This window comes from Bradyrhizobium sp. cir1, assembly GCF_014198245.1.
In the GTDB taxonomy this organism is placed as follows: domain Bacteria; phylum Pseudomonadota; class Alphaproteobacteria; order Rhizobiales; family Xanthobacteraceae; genus Bradyrhizobium.
In genome coordinates this window covers 160,072-176,477 of the sequence record NZ_JACIHE010000013.1, presented here as the reverse complement: position 1 = coordinate 176,477, position 16,406 = coordinate 160,072, and the positions used below count along the sequence as shown (strand labels likewise).

General features: G+C 64.3%; 19 protein-coding genes and 2 tRNA genes. 3 read left to right on the top strand and 18 right to left on the bottom strand.

Translation table 11 applies throughout. The annotated features are described in order from the left end of the window. Positions 1–103: 103 nt before the first annotated feature. Both GGD63_RS25020 and GGD63_RS25015 read right to left on the bottom strand, forming a co-directional pair. A complete protein-coding gene (locus GGD63_RS25020; protein ID WP_183245812.1) occupies positions 104–349 on the bottom strand; it encodes a hypothetical protein in 246 nt (81 codons plus the stop codon). 129 nt (positions 350–478) lie between these two features. After that, on the bottom strand, positions 479–1,765 hold the full coding sequence (locus GGD63_RS25015; protein ID WP_183245811.1) for an adenylate/guanylate cyclase domain-containing protein: 1,287 nt from the start codon (positions 1,763–1,765) through the stop codon (positions 479–481). A gap of 244 nt (positions 1,766–2,009) precedes the next feature. On the opposite strand from GGD63_RS25015, the gene GGD63_RS25010 reads away from it, so the two are divergent. Continuing rightward, positions 2,010–2,507, top strand: coding sequence for a cupin domain-containing protein (locus GGD63_RS25010; RefSeq protein ID WP_183245810.1), 498 nt, complete (start codon positions 2,010–2,012; stop codon positions 2,505–2,507). Positions 2,508–2,604: 97 nt separating this feature from the next. On the opposite strand, the gene GGD63_RS25005 is transcribed toward GGD63_RS25010, so the two are convergent. The 9 genes from GGD63_RS25005 to GGD63_RS24965 form a co-directional block, all read right to left on the bottom strand. Next, positions 2,605–2,680, bottom strand: a tRNA-Phe gene (locus GGD63_RS25005). 175 nt (positions 2,681–2,855) lie between these two features. Then, complete coding sequence (yacG, locus tag GGD63_RS25000; RefSeq protein WP_183245809.1) at positions 2,856–3,038, bottom strand: DNA gyrase inhibitor YacG; 183 nt, start codon at positions 3,036–3,038, stop codon at positions 2,856–2,858. A 154-nt stretch (positions 3,039–3,192) separates the two neighbouring features. Beyond that, positions 3,193–3,822, bottom strand: a complete 630-nt coding sequence (locus GGD63_RS24995; protein WP_183245808.1) for a Maf-like protein — start codon at positions 3,820–3,822, stop codon at positions 3,193–3,195. 198 nt (positions 3,823–4,020) lie between these two features. Continuing rightward, on the bottom strand, positions 4,021–4,488 hold the full coding sequence (locus GGD63_RS24990; protein ID WP_183245807.1) for a low molecular weight phosphatase family protein: 468 nt from the start codon (positions 4,486–4,488) through the stop codon (positions 4,021–4,023). Positions 4,489–4,494: 6 nt separating this feature from the next. Then, positions 4,495–4,992: a UPF0262 family protein gene (locus tag GGD63_RS24985; RefSeq protein WP_080135152.1), complete on the bottom strand. Its 498-nt coding sequence runs from the start codon at positions 4,990–4,992 to the stop codon at positions 4,495–4,497. Next, entirely contained in the window at positions 4,989–6,284 is a 1,296-nt protein-coding gene (gene hisD, locus GGD63_RS24980; protein WP_183245806.1) for a histidinol dehydrogenase, read from the bottom strand. Before hisD ends, GGD63_RS24985 begins: the two co-directional genes overlap by 4 nt. Before the next feature lie 117 nt (positions 6,285–6,401). Continuing rightward, positions 6,402–6,851, bottom strand: coding sequence for a DUF2948 family protein (locus GGD63_RS24975; RefSeq protein WP_183245805.1), 450 nt, complete (start codon positions 6,849–6,851; stop codon positions 6,402–6,404). A gap of 81 nt (positions 6,852–6,932) precedes the next feature. After that, positions 6,933–7,592, bottom strand: a complete 660-nt coding sequence (locus GGD63_RS24970; protein ID WP_183245804.1) for an NAD(P)H-binding protein — start codon at positions 7,590–7,592, stop codon at positions 6,933–6,935. Between the two features lie 26 nt (positions 7,593–7,618). Next, positions 7,619–8,557 carry an SDR family oxidoreductase gene (locus GGD63_RS24965; protein ID WP_183245803.1) on the bottom strand — a complete coding sequence of 313 codons (939 nt, stop codon included), beginning with the start codon at positions 8,555–8,557 and terminating at the stop codon, positions 7,619–7,621. An 89-nt stretch (positions 8,558–8,646) separates the two neighbouring features. Between GGD63_RS24965 and GGD63_RS24960 the strand changes: the two genes are divergently transcribed. Beyond that, positions 8,647–9,288, top strand: a complete 642-nt coding sequence (locus tag GGD63_RS24960; RefSeq protein ID WP_183245802.1) for a TetR/AcrR family transcriptional regulator — start codon at positions 8,647–8,649, stop codon at positions 9,286–9,288. A gap of 167 nt (positions 9,289–9,455) precedes the next feature. Here GGD63_RS24960 and GGD63_RS24955 read toward each other — a convergent pair whose 3' ends face one another. From GGD63_RS24955 to GGD63_RS24935, 5 genes are all read right to left on the bottom strand, one after another. Further along, positions 9,456–10,280, bottom strand: coding sequence for an alpha/beta fold hydrolase (locus GGD63_RS24955; RefSeq protein WP_183245801.1), 825 nt, complete (start codon positions 10,278–10,280; stop codon positions 9,456–9,458). Positions 10,281–10,405: 125 nt separating this feature from the next. Continuing rightward, on the bottom strand, positions 10,406–10,915 hold the full coding sequence (locus GGD63_RS24950) for a hypothetical protein (RefSeq protein ID WP_183245800.1): 510 nt from the start codon (positions 10,913–10,915) through the stop codon (positions 10,406–10,408). Between the two features lie 191 nt (positions 10,916–11,106). Then, positions 11,107–11,415 carry an EthD family reductase gene (locus tag GGD63_RS24945; protein WP_124159447.1) on the bottom strand — a complete coding sequence of 103 codons (309 nt, stop codon included), beginning with the start codon at positions 11,413–11,415 and terminating at the stop codon, positions 11,107–11,109. 125 nt (positions 11,416–11,540) lie between these two features. After that, on the bottom strand, positions 11,541–13,247 hold the full coding sequence (locus tag GGD63_RS24940; protein ID WP_183245864.1) for an FAD-dependent oxidoreductase: 1,707 nt from the start codon (positions 13,245–13,247) through the stop codon (positions 11,541–11,543). 50 nt (positions 13,248–13,297) lie between these two features. Beyond that, the gene (locus GGD63_RS24935; protein ID WP_183245865.1) at positions 13,298–13,498 is read right to left on the bottom strand and encodes a hypothetical protein; all 201 of its coding nucleotides are present in this window, start codon (positions 13,496–13,498) and stop codon (positions 13,298–13,300) included. Between the two features lie 315 nt (positions 13,499–13,813). Here GGD63_RS24935 and GGD63_RS24930 point away from each other — a divergent pair. After that, positions 13,814–13,888, top strand: a tRNA-Thr gene (locus GGD63_RS24930). Positions 13,889–15,046: 1,158 nt separating this feature from the next. Here the strand turns inward: GGD63_RS24930 and GGD63_RS24925 are convergent. Further along, positions 15,047–15,523, bottom strand: coding sequence for a Crp/Fnr family transcriptional regulator (locus tag GGD63_RS24925; protein WP_183245799.1), 477 nt, complete (start codon positions 15,521–15,523; stop codon positions 15,047–15,049). A 63-nt stretch (positions 15,524–15,586) separates the two neighbouring features. Beyond that, on the bottom strand, positions 15,587–16,273 hold the full coding sequence (gene plsY / locus GGD63_RS24920) for a glycerol-3-phosphate 1-O-acyltransferase PlsY (protein WP_183245798.1): 687 nt from the start codon (positions 16,271–16,273) through the stop codon (positions 15,587–15,589). Between the last annotated feature and the right edge of the window lie 133 nt (positions 16,274–16,406).

Sequence of the window (16,406 nt, the reverse complement as noted above, 5' to 3'; positions counted from 1 at the left end):
AATCCGATGATGCCGGCGGCCCCGCACAGGGAATGTGCGTGCATCGCGCAGGCGGTCGCGGGAATGAGGGCCGCTGATCGCAGCCCTCAACCGAAGACCGCGCTCAAGCCGCTTCCGACATTGATTTCGCACGCTGCTCGAGCACGCCGATCGTCGACACCAGATTGTCGCGTCGCGCGCGAAGATTGGCCGCGAGCAGCGGATAGGTCGGCTGTTTCACGTCGAACACCCCGGTTTTCGCTTCTTCCTCGAGAATGTCGGTGTTCAGCAGCCGAACACGCCACCACAAATCGGCGATCAACGCATCGAGCTGGAGTTCACCAGCACCAGAACGGGACACTTCCTGCATGACTTGCCTCAATCTGAAACGGCCACCTCTGCTGGGGCCTGGATTGGACTCAGCTGAGCAAGCGGAGTGCCAGGAATGGGCGGGCGGGATCTGGTTCGGGAATCAGCTGCGCACGGCGCGATGGTCCGGCTATGGGGCCAACCGCGAACCACCGATACGGTCATACTCCGCAAGAAAATGGTCATTCGGCAGATGGCCGTCGCCATGGCGCGAATATTCCTTCTTCAAGCCGTTGAGAAAGAACATTTCATGCGAGCGTTCGTGCTTGGCTTCGATAGGGCCGCGCGGCTCCAGTTCGAACAGCCCGTGGACATGTCCGGCTACGGTTTCCGAGACGTTGATCCGCCCGACGACCCCATACGCTTCCATGAACCAGGCGGTGTTGACCGCATCGCCCCAGATATCGAAGGTCATCCTGCGGTGACCGACGACCCCGGAAATGACCGGTCCAGTATGGATGCCGATGCGCAATTGGAGGGCACATTCTCCGATCGCTTCGCTTCGCGCCTTCAACTGATCAAGCCGGATCCGCATCTCCAGCGCCGCGAGGCAAACATCGATCGAATGTCGTCGCTCGGGCGAAAGCACGCCGGCAACCGCCATGTAGGCATCGCCAATGGTCTTGACCTTCTCCAGACCGTATCGGGCGCCGATCTCGTCAAGGGCTGAGAAATACGCGTCCAGAAGATTGATGAGCCTGGCCGGCTCGGTCCGTTCAGCCAGCAGCGTAAAGCCTTGAATATCCGCGAACAGAATGGTTGCCGACCGTGTGTATCTCGGCTGAACCTTGCCGCTGCGCTCCAGCTCGTCGGCGATCGGCGCCGGCAGGACGTTGCGGAGCAGCTCTTCGGCACGCGCTCTTTCGGCAGTTGCCTCGAGGCGCGCCTGATCCAGCTCCCTGATGGTCCGGCCGTGCTCGATCAGTTTCCGACGGAGCTCCAGTTGCGCCAGCACCTGGTGCGACAGCCGTCGCAGCGATTCAGTCTGCTCGAAAGAGAGTTGCCGCGGCTCGAAATCCATCACGCACAGCGTTCCAAGCGCATAGCCTTCATCGGTAATGAGCGGCATCCCGCAATAGAAGCGGCAGGACGGCTCCCGCGTGACCATCCGGCTATTCTCAAAGCGGGAATCCCGCTTCAAGTCGGGAACGACGAGCAGTTCCGTACCGCAAATCGTTGTCGTGCAGATGGCACTCTCACGCGGTGCGTCAGTCGCTTCAGCTGGCAAACCATATCTTGCCTTGAGCCACCGTCGGTCGTCATCGATGAAGCTGATATAAGAGACCGGACAACCACAGATCTGCGCCGCAAGCTCGGTGATTTCATCGTAAGCGGCTTCCGGCGCGCTATCGATGATGTCGAGCGCGCGCAGGGCAGCCAACCGTTCCGTTTCGTTTGCAGGTGTCGGCAAGGACATGGCCGGTCTCCCCGGCGGAGAACCTAAGACGGGCCCCCGCTCTCCGAGCCGAGCGGCGACCACCCCATTCATCTGGGAAGCGCTGCAATTGCGGCAAGTGGTGTTCCATCAATCGGCAAGGCTGGTTCCACATCGCGCAACCTCGGCACGCGCATCACATCCTTTATGCGAGGAACCTTGCGGGCATGAGGCGGGTTCATTCCTGCTCAACGACGTCATCGCAACCCGATCGCGGAGGCTCCCCATGAGCAACGAGGCACGCCGCGATGTTTCGCAATTGAGCCCGCTCTTTCGGACGCCGGACACCGGACCTATGCTCGACGTGCTGGGTGTGACGCACAGCTACAAGGCGATGGCGAGTGAGACCGGCCAGCAATTCTCGGTGTGGGAATCGATCGTGCCGCCAGGCTGCGGCGCGCCGGCACACACGCATACCCGCGAGGACGAAGCCTTCTATGTGCTGAGTGGCGAAGTGCTCGTGGAGGTCGAAGGTGCTGCCGATCCGTTGCGTCTCGGTCCTGGCGCATTTCTCTTTGCACCGCGCCATCGGCGCCACGGCTACCGCAACGTCGGCACTGATACGGCGCGCCTCCTGGTGTTCGCGATGCCAGGCGCGGGCCTCGATCGCATGTTCGCCACCTTCGACGAGCTCGGAAAACGGGGCGGACAGGTGCCACCGATCCAGACCATCGCTGCAATTGCCGAGCAGCACGGTGTCATCATCCATTCGTCGGCTGGCTGAACGAACAGCCACCGCAAGCGGCGCCCCGGTTTTCTTAGAGATGCAGGAGCGACGTCGGAAAGTGGAATTCGGGCAACCGCTGCTGAAGGGCGGGCCTTGGTGCCCAGGGGCGGAATCGAACCACCGACACTGCGATTTTCAGTCGCATGCTCTACCAACTGAGCTACCTGGGCGTGCTCCAAGAGAGGGGCCAAAGCCCATCGAGCGGGCGGTTTATAGTGGGCCGAGAGCTGCCTGTCCACCCACGCTTCGCCCTTGGCTTCGCGGGGCGCGGCCCGGCTGTGCACAAGGTGGGGCCTCACCGAGGCGGCGGCACGGCCGCTCAATTAAGCAATTGATATTACTTCATTATTCAACGTCATCCACATCGTCGTCGCGGCCGGGGATGACGTAAGTACCCTTCAGCCAGCGGTTCAGATCGACGTCGCGGCAGCGCGAGGAGCAGAACGGGCGGGTGGCCTGCGCCTGCGGCTTGCCGCAGATCGGGCAGGTTTTGAGCGGCCCGGCGGGCTTTTTGACCTGGTCGTCCATGATGCGCGCAGCTTACACGGGGTGAGGGAGTTCAAGCGCCTGTCGGCGAAGGGGTTCCCGGAGTGGCGGCACATGCGCCGCCACCCGAACCCGGCCGGGCCATTCTACTGTGCATGGGGTTGTTTTCGAGGTTTTTGTCGGCGCGGCCTGGCGCTCACACCGCGGTGGAGTTGAGCCAGCCGAAGCGGATCGGAAACCCCTCGCCGCCGAGCAGCGTCGTGGTCTCGTAGAGCGGCAGGCCGACGACGTTGCTGTAGGAGCCGACCATCTTCACCACGAACGAGCCGGCGATGCCCTGCACGGCGTAGCCGCCGGCTTTGCCGCGCCATTCGCCGGAGCCGATATAGGCCTGGATGTCGTCCTCCGACAGGCGCTTGAAGCGGACGCGGGTCTCGACCAGGCGCTGGCGGAAGGCCTCGCGCGGGGTCACGAGGCAGATCGCGGTGTAGACGCGGTGGTTGCGGCCCGACAGCAGCCGCAGGCACTGCGCAGCTTCATCCACGAGATTGGCCTTGGGCAGGATGCGGCGGCCGACCGCCACCACGGTGTCGGCGGAGAGGATGAAGGCACCGCGCAGCTCGTCGTCGAGCTGCACCGATTTGAGTGCCGCATCGGCCTTGGCCCGCGCGAGCCGATTGGCGCAGGCGCGCGGCAGCTCACCCCGCCGCGGCGTCTCGTCGACGTCGGCCGGCCGGAGTGCGTCCGGCTCGATGCCGGCCTGGTTGAGCAGCGACAGGCGCCGCGGCGAACCGGAGGCAAGTACGAATTTGGGGCGGCCGAGCATCAGGTGATTTGGGGGATGAGGCAGGGGTGAATTGCGCGCGGAACCTATCGGAAGGGGGCTGATTTCACAACCCGGGAACCCGGACTTTGCTGATTCGATGTCTCCGACATGGCTGTGCCTGCGCTCTGTGACGCGGGTGTTACGGGCCCTTCGCCTCTCCCCGCTTGCGGGGAGAGGGAGCGAAGCAGCAGTCGTCCCTCACCCGCTCGCCGCGCCAACCTTGGCGAACCGCCGGCGGATGCGCAGCAGGAGCTGGTCGCAGACCTCGCGATAGGCGGCGAGCTTCTGGTCGCGGCTGCCCTCGATGGTGGTGGGGTCCTGGGTCGGCCAGTATTCGACATCGGCCGCGAGCGTGCGGGTCAGCTCCAGCGCCTTGTGGTGCGCTTCCGGCGAGAGCGTGATGATGAGGTCGAAATTCAGCCCCTCCCAGTCCTCGAGCTCCTCGAAGGTCTGCGGCTTGTGCGTGGAGATGTCCTGGCCGAGCTCGCCCATCACGGCGATCGCGAACGGATCGAGCTCGCCCTTTCTCGCACCGGCGGACTTCACGTAGAGGCCTTGCGGAAACATGTGCTGCAGGAGGCTCTCGGCCATCGGCGAGCGCACGCTGTTCATCGCGCAGGCGAACAGCACCGATTGCGGATCGCGTGCGCGTGGGGGCGCAGCCATCCGCGTTTAGCCTTTCCAATGAAGGACAGTAATGAGCGTGAACAGCCGGCGCGAGGTCTCGAAATCGACCCGCACCTTGCCCTTCAGCCGCTCCTGCAGCGTGCGCGATCCCTCGTCATGGATGCCGCGGCGGCCCATGTCGATGGCCTCGATCTTGTCCGGCGTCGCGGTGCGGATCGCCTGGTAGTAGCTGTCGCAGATCATGAAATAGTCCTTCACGATCCGCCGGAACGGCGTCAGCGACAGCAGATGCGCGACCACGGGCGTGCCGTCCTCGCGGCGGATGTCGAACATCAGGCGATTGCCGGTGATGCCGATATGCAGCGTGAACGGCCCTTGCCCGTCCGCACCGTCCGGCGCGAACAGGTTCTGCTCGATCAGGTCGTAGATCGCGATCGCGCGCTCGTGCTCGATGTCCGGCCCGGAGCGGCCGATCGAGTCCTCGTCGAGAGTGACCGCGACGATGCGATTGTTGGAGTCGTCCTGTTCGGGCGGCTTTGTCATGACAGATTGAGGCGCAATCCAATCGAGCGCGAATGGGCATCCAGCCCCTCCGCCTTGCCGAGCGTCATCGCGGCAGGTCCCAGCGCGCGGAGCTGATCCGGGCCGCATTTCAGGATCGAGGTGCGCTTCATGAAATCGTGCACCGACAGGCCCGAGGAGAATCGCGCCGAGCGCGCCGTCGGCAGCACGTGGTTGGAGCCGCCGACATAGTCACCGATCGCCTCAGGCGTATGGGCCCCAAGGAACACCGCGCCGGCATTGCGGATCTTTGCGGCGAGCGCGTCGGGGTCAACCGTCATGATCTCGAGATGCTCGGCGGCGATCGCGTCCGCGAGCGGGATGGCCTCCGCGAGATTCTTCACCATGATGATGGCGCCGAAATCCGCCCACGAGCTCCCTGCGATCGCGGCGCGCGGCAGCATCTTCAGCTGCGCCTCCACGGCCTTTTCGACATCGGCGGCAAGCCGCGCGGAATCCGTGATCAGGATCGATTGCGCGCTGGCATCGTGCTCGGCCTGCGCCAAGAGGTCAGCGGCGATCCAGTCGGCATTGCCGGTGTCGTCGGCGATGACAAGCACCTCGGAGGGACCGGCGATCATGTCGATGCCGACCTTGCCGAACACCAGCCGTTTTGCGGCGGCAACATAGGCGTTGCCGGGACCGACGATTTTTGCGACCGGCGCGATGGTCGCGGTGCCGTGCGCGAGCGCGGCGACGGCCTGCGCGCCGCCGACGCGGTAGATCTCGGTGACGCCGCCGAGATGCGCGGCTGCCAGCACCAGCGGATTGAGCTTGCCATCCGGCGAGGGCACCACCATCACGAGGCGCAAGACGCCGGCGACCTTTGCGGGCACCGCATTCATCAGCACCGAGGACGGATAGGCCGCAGTGCCGCCGGGGACGTAGAGGCCGGCGGATTCGATCGCGGTGTAGCGCCAGCCGAGCTCGACACCGAGCGGATCGGTGAAGCGCTCGTCCTTCGGCAGCTGGCGGCTGTGATAGGTCTCGATGCGGTCGCGCGCGAGCTTGAGCGCGTCCAGCGTCGCGGCATCGCAGGCCTTCACGGCCGTCTCGATCTCGGCGGCCGTGACGCGCAGGCCGGATGCATCCAGCTTCAGCCGGTCGAACTTGGCGGTGGCCTCGAGCAGGGCCGCGTCGCCGCGCCTCGCCACATCGTCGACAATGGCGCGCGCGGCGGCCTCCACGTCGGCCGAAACCTCGCGCTTGGCGGCGAGGAAGGCCGCGAATCGCTGGTCAAAATCGGCGCTGCTGCGGTCGAGACGGACGGGCATTTTGGCTTGGCTTCCGGCTGGTCTTTGGGGCGGATTGGCTCACCCGGGCCCCTGCTCAATGGCGCGGCGGGGAAGCGGCGTCAACCCTTGGGGCCCCGCCCCTGTTGGCATGCCACCTCACCCCTCCCCCTCGACCTCCACACCCGTCCCCAGATCGTCCGTACCCAGATCCGTCAACTCGCATTCCAGGCATTCGACGTCCAAGCGGATGGCGCCGCCCTGGGCAAACAGCAGGAGGGCGCTGCCGCCGGGCTCTTCGGCGCGGCCGTCCTGGGGGTGAAACTCGATGCCAACGAGGTCCAGAACCTTGTCCAGCGCGCCCAAATCGATGTTGCGCGATTTGCAGGCGAGCACGCGGTCGAAGCGGAGCGCGGCGACCAGCCGGCGCGGCTCGGTCGCGCCGTCCAGGGTCTGCTCCCAGTCCAGCCGGCTCATGCCGATCACCAGGCGCTTCTCGCCCTGCCGCCAGATGATGTCCGAGGCCTGCACGCGGGCGTCCTGGACATGGGCCGAGATCACGGCGAGATCGTCGGCATCGAGCGCGATCATTTTGAGCTGGGGAGACATCGCCGGCGCTTCTCCTTCAGGGCGGACGTGGCTCAACGCGCGCAGGCGCCGAAATTTCCTTACAACTAACCGGCCGGCCGGCTAGATGCTATTGATATCCTCCATTTCCAGCACCTTCCGCGGATACCCCTCCCGGGCAACATGGATCATGGCGCGGCCGATCTGCTCGGTCGAGGTGACGAGCGAAGGCGATATCCGACGCAGCACCGACCAGAGCGGCCAGGTTGCGGTATAGGTGGCCTGCACCCAGGCGGTCTTGGAACGGGCGCCGTGCAGCGGCTGGATCGCGCCGGGCCGGAACATGTAGGCGCCCTTGAACGGCAGCTTGAGCAGATCGTTCTCGGTCTTGCCCTTGACCCGGGCCCACATCCGCGAGCCCTGCTCGGTGGAATCGGTGCCGGCGCCGGTGACATAGGTGAAAGTCATCTGCGGATTGAGCCGCGCCAGCGTCGTCGCAGCCGCGAGCGTGAGGTCGTAGGTGAGATGGCGGTAGCGCGCCTCGCTCATGCCGATCGAGGAGACGCCGAGGCAGAAAAAGCAGGCATCGTAGCCGGTGAGCTGCGCTTCGATCGCCGAATAGTTCAGGAAATCATCGTGGATGATCTCGGCGAGCTTGGCGTCGTGCACGCCGGTCGGGCTGCGGCCGACCACGAGCACGCGCGCGATGCCGGGATCGATCAGGCACTCGCGCAAGACGCCCTGCCCGACCATGCCGGTCGCGCCGAAGATGATCACTCGCATCGGGACGTCCCCAACGGTGTCGCGGCTCATGCAGCGACCGCGATATCGTCGAACGATACACCGGTCAGCGTTGCCGAGGCATCCCACAGCATCGCCGCGGAGGCAAAGTCCTTCGCCTGCGGCATGATCCTCGCAGGCGCCGGCGGTCCTTTCAATTCGTAGAAGCCGTTCGGACCGTAATAGCCGCCCAGTTCAGCGCCGGGCGAGGTCGCCGCAAACAAGGTGGGCAATGCGCCTTCGGCCGCGGACTGGCTCATCATCGGCTGGAGCAATCGGCCGACCCGCCAACGGAATGTGTTGGCGCCCGGCCCGTTCGAAATGAGATCGGTCCGTGCGTAGCCGGGATGGGCGGCAAGGCTCATCACGCCCCAACCGGCGGCGAGGCTGCGGCGCTGCAATTCCAGCGCAAACATCAGCATCGCCAGCTTGGACTGGCAATAGGCGCGCCAGGGACGATAGCAATGCTTGCCCTGCAGATCGTCGAAGTTGATCGCGCCGGAGCGGTGCGCAAGGCTGGAGAGACTGACGACGCGTGGCGTCTTCGCCCGGCGAAGCTGCGGCAGCAGGCGCGCCGTCAGTGCGTAATGGCCGAGATAATTGGTGCCGAGCTGCATCTCGAAACCGTCCGCGGTCTGCTGCCGCTTCGGCAGCGCCATCACACCAGCATTGTTGATGAGGAGGTCGAGCTGTTCGTTGGCGGCGGCAAAGCGCCTGGCGAAATCGGCGACGGAGGACAGGCTGGCGAGGTCGAGATGCTCATAGGCGATCAGCGCATTGGGAAACCGCTCGCAAATGCCCTCGATGGCCCGCAGGCCCTTTGCGTCGTTGCGCCCGGCGAGTATGACGATGGCACCGGCGCCCGCCAGCGCCATCGCCGTCTCGTAACCAAGCCCGCCCGTCGCGCCGGTCACGACCGCGATCTTGCCGCTGAGGGAGGGGATGTCTGCCGTGCTCCAGTCGGTCATGCCATGTCTCCAGGCGCTATCAGGGTGGAATAAGGCCCGCGACCGGTCTAAATGTGCACTCAGTGCAAGTTTGCAAGAGGTGAAATGATTTGAAGGCTTCGAAGGCGGTCAGGAAGGGCGCCAAGCCATTGTCAGCGGCCGCAAAATCGCCGCCCGCTGCCGGCCTGCGCCAGCGCAAGCTGCAGCAGACTCGCGAGCGGCTGACCCGCGCGGCGATGGCGCTGTTCCTGGAGCGCGGCTTCGAGGCCACGACCATCGACGAGATCGCGGCGGCTGCCGATGTCTCGCGCCGCAGCTTCTTCCACTACTTCGCCTCGAAGGAGGACGTCGTCTCCGCCTGGCAGGAGGATGCCGCGGCCGCGCTGGTCACCGAGATCCTGGCGCGGCCCGCGGACGAATCGATGCTGACGGCGGCGGAGAACGCGATCGCAGCGGCGCTCAAGCGGATCGATCCCGCGGAAGCCGCGGCCATGTCGCGGCTCAAGCGCGACAATCCCGCGCTCCACGCTCGCGACCAGCTCAAATACGAGAAGCTCGAGCGCGCGCTCGCCGAGGGGCTTGCACGGCGCGCGAGAAACAAATCGGACCAGCTGAAGGCGCGGCTCGTCGCCATGATCGCCACCGGCGCGATGCGCGTCGGCGGCGAGAGCTGGATCGGCGAGGGTGCACGCGAGAAGCCGGAGGCTTTCGTGAAGCGCACCTTCGATGCGATCCGGGCGATATTGAAGTGACATTCTTCCCTCTCCCCTTGCGGGAGAGGGTGGATCAATCGCGCTCTGCGCGATTGAGACGGGTGAGGGGTTGTCTCCGCATACTCACTCTCAAATGTATTCGCGGATAGAACCCCTCATCCGGCGCTTCGCGCCCCCTTCTCCCGCAGGGGGAGAAGGAAGACACCTCACTCCCTGAAAAACGCCAGCAGGTCGGCGTTGATCGTTTCGGCGTGGGTGGTCGGCATGCCGTGGGGGAATCCCTTGTAGGTCTTCAGGATACCCTTCTTGAGCAGCTTTGCTGACAGCGGCGCCGAGTCGGCATAGGGCACGATCTGGTCGTCGTCGCCGTGCATCACCAGCACAGGGACGTTGATCTTCTTCAGGTCCTCGGTGAAGTCGGTCTGCGAGAAGGCGACGATGCCGTCGTAATGCGCTTTTGCGCCGCCCATCATGCCCTGGCGCCACCAGTTCTCGATCACCGCTTCCAAGGGTTTCGCGCCGGGGCGGTTGTAGCCGTAGAACGGGCCCGCCGCGATGTCGCGGTAGAACGCCGAGCGGCCGGCGGCGAGCTGGACCTGGAAATCGTCGAACACGCTCTTCGGCAGGCCGCCGGGATTGGCCGCGGTCTGCACCATCAGCGGCGGCACCGCGGAGAGGATCGCGGCCTTCGCGACGCGGCTCTCGCCGTGACGGGCGATGTAGTGAACGACTTCGCCGCCGCCGGTGGAGTGGCCGACATGGATCGCGTTCGTGAGGTCGAGATGGGCGGTGAGCGCGGCAAGATCGTCGGCATAGTGATCCATGTCGTGACCGTCGGCGACCTGCGCCGAGCGGCCGTGGCCGCGGCGGTCATGGGCGATGACGCGGTAGCCGCGCGTGACGAAGTACATCATCTGCGCGTCCCAATCGTCCGACGACAGCGGCCAGCCATGGCTGAACACGATCGGCTGGCCCGAGCCCCAGTCCTTGTAGAAGATCTCGACGCCGTCTTTCGTGATGATGCTGGGCATGAATGCCTCCTTCAGTGAGAATCAGTTCGGCGCCCGCGAGACGCGAGCCCACGAGGCGGAGATGGTTGTGCGACGATGCGAGATCGAGACCCGCACCGGCCCTAAAGGCGATGAGAATCGTGTGATCAGACAAATGCCATCGGCTTGTAGCGGCGCCAGGCGCCGATCGTCAGCACGACGAAAAACACCAGCACGGTGCCCTGCACCACGGCGAACACCGGCCCCGATGGCGGCGCCGGCGGCACGGCGGGCGCGAGCGCGGCGAGTGCCGGCACCTTCAGGAACGACTGGATCACCAGCACGAAGACGTTGAAGTAGAGCGAGACCATCGCGGTCACGATGTAGACCGGACGCCAGACCCCGGAGAGCTTCATGCCGTAGAGCGCGACGCAGGCGATCGCGAGCAGCACCAGCGAGATGATGCCGATGATGTGCGAGGGCAGCAGCTCCCTAGACGGAAACAGGAAGCCGGTGGCGCTGGTGAGGATGGTGAACAGCAGGAAGATCGCGGTGAGAACAGGCATCGACTTCGAGCCGAGCAGGCCGAACATCACGACGAGGCCGGCGACGATGGCGATCAGGCTGATGATGACATGGACCAACGTGAAGGCGGGAAGACTCAACCCGAGCACCATGACATCTCTCCTACACTCTGCATTGAGACAACGAGAGTAGTATTACGGTCCTCATGGGATTGCCACATGCGTTGTCGTACATGCATGCGCGCAGCCATGCGTCATCGTGCGAATCGACAAACGCATGGCTGAATTTCTTGCAGCGCCGTCGCAAATGACAGCAGGCTTTCGACGAAAGTTGAATCGATCCCTCAGACTTCCTTGGTGTCGAAGATCAAGAGGTCGGCACCGCCGCTGGCGAATTTCGGCACGTCGGCGCCGGTCGCCTTGCCTTCCGGACTGGCGAAGGCCGCCTGAATGTCGGCCACGCTGTCAAAGGTGAGAATGGCGACGAGATGGATTCCGGAAGGACCTGCGGGAGATGCGACCGGCCCCTTGCTGACGGCGTATTTCTTCAGGCCGGGAAGTTTCTTGGCGAGCGGAATGTGCGTTTCGGCATAGTACTTGTCGAAGGCGGCAGCATCCTTGGGTGTTTTGTACAGCACGACGATTTCAGCCATTGAGTCCTCCCTTGGGAATCCTTGTTTTTCCACGCGCGATTGGCCTCGCGACGAGACGATAGTCCGTAGGACACACCACGATAGCAAGCCGGATTCGTCTTGCCGTCCGCTTGTCTTCTGCTTGACTAAAGCGCCGGTTTTGCGGCGTCGCCGAGATAGCCGTGCAGGGAGGCGACGACCTGTGCGCCTTCGCCGATGGCGCCGCCGACGCGCTTGACCGAGCCGGAGCGGACGTCGCCGACGGCGTAGACGCCGGGCACCGAAGTCTCGAGCGGCGCCACCAGGTTGCCCTGGTTCAGCTCGGACTGCGCGCCCGTCACGACGAAGCCGCCGCGATCGAGCGTGACGCCGCAGCCGTCGAGCCAGGAGGTGGCGGGATCGGCGCCGACGAACAAAAAGAGATTGCGGATGTCGGCGGAGTCCTCGTCGTCAGACAGCCGGCTCTTCCAGCGGATGCGCCGCAGCAGCGAGGTCTCGTCACCTTCGAGCGCGGTGATCTCGGTGTTGAACATCAATTCGATGTTCGGCGTCGCTTCGATGCGCTCGATGAGATAGCGCGACATGCTGGCGCCCAGGCCGCCGCCGCGGATGATCATCAGCACGCGCTTCGCATGGCCCGACAGGAACACCGCGGCCTGGCCTGCCGAATTGCCGGCGCCGACCAGCGCCACCTCCTCGCCGGCGCAGAGCCGCGCCTCCACGGGCGATGCCCAGTACCAGACGCCGCGGCCCTCGAACTTGTCGAGGTTGGCGATCTCAGGCCGGCGATAGCGCGCGCCGCTCGCGACCACCACCGCGCGCGAGCGCAAGGTGTCGCCGCAATCCAGCGCCAGCGCAAAGGTGCCGTTGGCGCGCGAGCAATCCAGCGAGCTCACCGACATCGGAATCATGATGTCGGCGCCGAACTTCTGCGCCTGGGTGAAGGCGCGGCCCGCCAGCGCCTGGCCGGAGATGCCGGTCGGAAAGCCCAGATAATTCTCAATGCGCGCGCTGGCGCCGGCCTGGCCGCCGAAAGCGCGGGTATCGACGACCGCGACCGAGAGACCTTCTGATGCCGCGTAGACCGCGGTCGCCAGCCCTGCCGGCCCGCAGCCGACGATGGCGACGTCGTAGATACGGTTGTCCTTGGCCCCGCCGATCATGCCGATGGCGCGGCCGAGCTCGGTCTCGCTGGGATTACGCAGCACCGTGCCGCCCGCCGTGACGACGAGCGGCCAATCCTCCGGCTTCGGCGAATAGCGCGCGATCAATTCGGCGGCGTCGTGCTCGCTATTGGGATCGAGCAGATGATGCGGCTGGCCGTTGCGGGTGAGAAAGCCCTGCAGGCGCACCACGCCGGCGGAGTTCGACGGCCCGATCAGCACGGGACCGCCGATGCCGCCCTGAATCAGATTGACCCGGCGCAGGATCAGCGCGCGCATGATGCGCTCGCCAAGCTCGGCTTCGGCCACCAGCAGCGCCCGCAGCCGGTCCGGCGGAACGAGAAGCACCTCGACCTCGCCCTCGGCACGGCCGTCGACCAGCGCCGGCCGGCCCGAGAGCTGGCCGAGTTCGGCCAGGAACTGCCCCGGCCCCTGATCGATCACCGGGGTGACGTGACCAAGGCCGTCGCGCTGGGTGATGGCGACATGGCCCGCCAGCACCACGAACATGCCGGGCCCTGGCTTGCCGGTCTCGAACAGGAGCTCGCCGTCCTCATAGTGCCTGAGCTCGCCGAAATGGCGCAGGCGCTCGATCTCGACTTGAGTCAGCGTCGGAAAGGTCTGCTCGGGACGTGTGAACTGCGCCATTAGCGCCTCCCGGTCGGTTCGTTGCACCTCGTCCTGCGGCATCGTCATTCCCGCTCATTCCAATCTAGCTGCCGGTATTCAATCGCCGGACTTCAATCGCCGGTCTTGCCGGCGGTCCCCTCATTTAGGGAACCATCGTCATTCTGCGAGGGCTCGGTGATTGCGGCGCGCTCGCGCGCCTGCAGCTTCCGTCGCTTGAGATTCTCGCGCAGCGCCGATTTCAGCCGGTCGTCCCGGGACGCCGGGCCCCGTCTCGAGTCCTGTCTCGCGTTCTTGTCGTTCCGGTCAGTCATCAATGGTCCATCGCCGGGATCGGCCATAACATGCCCAACGAACATGGCAGCTCAAGAGGCGAGCGCAATCCGATCGTGCGAAACTCGAAATGGATCGAATCCGCCCCCCGGGCCAACTGGCCAGTTGGGCGGGGATATCGGACCCCGAATCGGGGAGAGTCGGTCGTTTCGAGCGAAAACGGGCATTTTAGCCCCGATATCGGCCCGATTTTCTCGTTTTCACGGGCCTAGCAAGCTTGCACAGGAGGGGGGCTTGTGGCAGATATCGGCCCGCTTGGTAGGCCCCCGTGGCGGCCGATTCTGATCCCAGCACATGCTGCCGTAGCTCAGTGGTAGAGCACTCCATTGGTAATGGAGAGGTCGACAGTTCAATCCTGTCTGGCAGCACCATTCTCTTCGTTCAATCAGACATGATTCAGCATTCTCGCGGCATCTGGCGCCCGAGTTTTGCTGTTTTCCTTGCCCCTCTTCTTTGAAGAGAGCGCAGGGAAGGCCGGGTGCCGGCTGGCACCCACGGTCCACTGTGCGAAAGCACACGCAGAAAACTGCACAGCGGCATACAGGTGAAGCCCAACACACGGCCTTCCCTGCGCAGTGGTTTGACGGCTTATGCCTGCTCTCCCCGGAGCCGAGTTCCTTCTGGCCTCCGTCACCTCGCGAATTGACGATGTCTCCAGGCCCGGTTGAGCCCCGAGGCATCTCCGCAAGGCTTGACCGTAGCAACGACGGTCAGGACCACACGGTTTTGCCGTACGCAGCTTCACCCTGCTTCGCCCCGAGGAGCTTCGCGAAGGTGTTGGCGCCGTCCGTCAGCACGCAGCCAGACCTCACGAGGTTCATCTCGCCCTGGTCCCGCCTTCGCATGCCCGACGCAGCCGCGTCCACCGCACCCCGATCCACGTTCGTTACGACGTACGATCGCCCCTCTCCGGGGACCGGGATGGCGCGATACTGCCGCAAATCCGAATTTCGGTAAAGTGGAATATTTTTGCGGGAGGGGGTTGACGGAGTTTTGAGGGAGGCGGGTGTTTTGCCCGACGGGTCAAATTGACATGCATGGAGCACACAAGCCCGCCGACACGTCCGCCGAGGCTCCTGCCTGTTGGACCGCGCAAGTAAGGTTAATTCTTCCTTTCGATTGTCGGTAAAATTTTATCTATTATCGTCTTCTCATTCATGACGAACCAGAGGCTCCGATAGTGTTTGCGTTTTTCCTGATCGTGACTGGGACTGTGCTGCTTCTGTCCGGCTTGGTTGCCTTCGGCTTTCATAGAAACTCGCTGCACTCAATGGCGTTGCTCTAGCCGTACCAGGCTTCCCTGAACGTCCGGATCTCTCTGGCCAAGACCTGAGCATACGCGGCGGGACTATGAGAGATCACGCTCGCTTCAGCGGACTTGCAGACCTTTTTGCGAAACGTGCGTGGGATGGGTAGAGCGACTTGTCCGCCGTAGCTCAAAGAGCGAAGGCGGAAGCGAAACCCATCGGCGTCTGCTCGGTGACGAGACATGATGGGTTTCGCAAGTGCTCTACCCATCCTACGCGTCGTCAATTGTCTTCACCCATCTGATGCGCTGTAAACCGATCATCCGCACGGCGCAGCCGCCGGCACAGCTCGCGATTGATGTTCTGCAGGACGATCACATAGGCGTGGATATCGGCCTTGTAGCAGGCGTAGAGCTTTCGGGCCGTCAGCTCGTACAGCACCGTCGGACTCTCCGTGACCACCGTGGCCGAGCGATTTTGCATTTCGATCAGCGTCATCTCGCCGAAGAAATCACCAGGCTCCAGGCGGGAAATCGGGACGACGCTGCCTGAATTCGTGCGTTTGCTCACCGCCAGCCGACCGGACTTGACGATGAACATCGAGCGTCCCGGCTCGCCCTCGGCCACGACGGTTGCTCCGGCATCCAGGCGGCACTCGACCAGCATCGAGATCAGGAGGTCGAGGCTTTGATCCGGCAGACCGCCGAAGAACGGCGTCGCCAGCAGGAACGCTTTCAGATCGGGGGCCGTGACAGTCATTGCGCAAGGATACGCCCCGCCGCTACTTGCGGCAAGCAGAGCACATATCGGCGCGGACGATGGCTACACCTGCGCTTCTGCCTTCGTGTCCGGGCCATTTCGACCCAGGCGCGGCTCCGTTCCCGTGAGCAGGCGCTGAATGTTGGCGCGATGGCGAAAGATCACGTAGATGCCGCCTGCGATCACCAACAATCGATAAGGCAGCGGCTGCGCGAGGGCGCAGACCAGAACGATTGCGGTCAATGCCGCGAGCATCGAGCTCAGGGAGACGATCCTGGCAACAGCCAGCACGAGGCCGAAGACCGCGGCAGCTCCCAGTCCCACGGGCCACGACATCGCCAGCAACACGCCGAGCCCGGTCGCGGCGGATTTGCCGCCTGTGAAGCTCAACCAGATCGAGCGGCTATGCCCGAGCAGCGCGGCAATTCCGGCCAGGCAAACGGCCCATGGCACCCAGGTTTGCAGGTCAGACGCCGTCGGCGGCATCGGAAACAGTGCGGCATAGAGCCAGGGACAGAACGCGCGGGCAACGATGATGGCCGCCACGCCTTTCAGCACGTCGGCGACCAGCACCAGCAACGCGGGCCATTTTCCAAGGGTCCGCAACACATTCGTGGCGCCGGTGGATCTGGAGCCATGCTGACGAATATCAATCCCCCCAAGGAGTTTCCCCGCCAGATAGCCCGTGGGGATCGAACCCAACAAATAGGCGACCACCACTGCGAACGAGCCCGCTGTCCAGAAAGCCATGGGGATGAGTTGCCTTCGAAAAAGGTCAAGGAAAACACCTTAGCGCGTAGAATGGGGTGAGCGAAGCGAAACCCATCAGACTCGTTCGGTGGCGAAGATGATGGGTTTCGCAAGTGCCCTACCCATCCGACGC

Coding starts and splice junctions, on each gene's coding strand:
- GGD63_RS24950 (WP_183245800.1), bottom strand. CDS start 10,915: ATGGTGCTCGGGTTGAGTCTTCCCGCCTTCACGTTGGTCCATGTCATC.
- GGD63_RS24970 (WP_183245804.1), bottom strand. CDS start 7,592: ATGCGAGTGATCATCTTCGGCGCGACCGGCATGGTCGGGCAGGGCGTC.
- GGD63_RS25020 (WP_183245812.1), bottom strand. CDS start 349: ATGCAGGAAGTGTCCCGTTCTGGTGCTGGTGAACTCCAGCTCGATGCG.
- GGD63_RS24965 (WP_183245803.1), bottom strand. CDS start 8,557: ATGACCGACTGGAGCACGGCAGACATCCCCTCCCTCAGCGGCAAGATC.
- GGD63_RS24940 (WP_183245864.1), bottom strand. CDS start 13,247: ATGCCGCAGGACGAGGTGCAACGAACCGACCGGGAGGCGCTAATGGCG.
- GGD63_RS24935 (WP_183245865.1), bottom strand. CDS start 13,498: ATGACTGACCGGAACGACAAGAACGCGAGACAGGACTCGAGACGGGGC.
- yacG (WP_183245809.1), bottom strand. CDS start 3,038: ATGGACGACCAGGTCAAAAAGCCCGCCGGGCCGCTCAAAACCTGCCCG.
- GGD63_RS24995 (WP_183245808.1), bottom strand. CDS start 3,822: ATGCTCGGCCGCCCCAAATTCGTACTTGCCTCCGGTTCGCCGCGGCGC.
- GGD63_RS24990 (WP_183245807.1), bottom strand. CDS start 4,488: ATGGCTGCGCCCCCACGCGCACGCGATCCGCAATCGGTGCTGTTCGCC.
- GGD63_RS25015 (WP_183245811.1), bottom strand. CDS start 1,765: ATGTCCTTGCCGACACCTGCAAACGAAACGGAACGGTTGGCTGCCCTG.
- plsY (WP_183245798.1), bottom strand. CDS start 16,273: ATGGCTTTCTGGACAGCGGGCTCGTTCGCAGTGGTGGTCGCCTATTTG.
- hisD (WP_183245806.1), bottom strand. CDS start 6,284: ATGCCCGTCCGTCTCGACCGCAGCAGCGCCGATTTTGACCAGCGATTC.
- GGD63_RS24985 (WP_080135152.1), bottom strand. CDS start 4,992: ATGACAAAGCCGCCCGAACAGGACGACTCCAACAATCGCATCGTCGCG.
- GGD63_RS24925 (WP_183245799.1), bottom strand. CDS start 15,523: ATGACTGTCACGGCCCCCGATCTGAAAGCGTTCCTGCTGGCGACGCCG.
- GGD63_RS24955 (WP_183245801.1), bottom strand. CDS start 10,280: ATGCCCAGCATCATCACGAAAGACGGCGTCGAGATCTTCTACAAGGAC.
- GGD63_RS24975 (WP_183245805.1), bottom strand. CDS start 6,851: ATGTCTCCCCAGCTCAAAATGATCGCGCTCGATGCCGACGATCTCGCC.
- GGD63_RS25010 (WP_183245810.1), top strand. CDS start 2,010: ATGAGCAACGAGGCACGCCGCGATGTTTCGCAATTGAGCCCGCTCTTT.
- GGD63_RS24945 (WP_124159447.1), bottom strand. CDS start 11,415: ATGGCTGAAATCGTCGTGCTGTACAAAACACCCAAGGATGCTGCCGCC.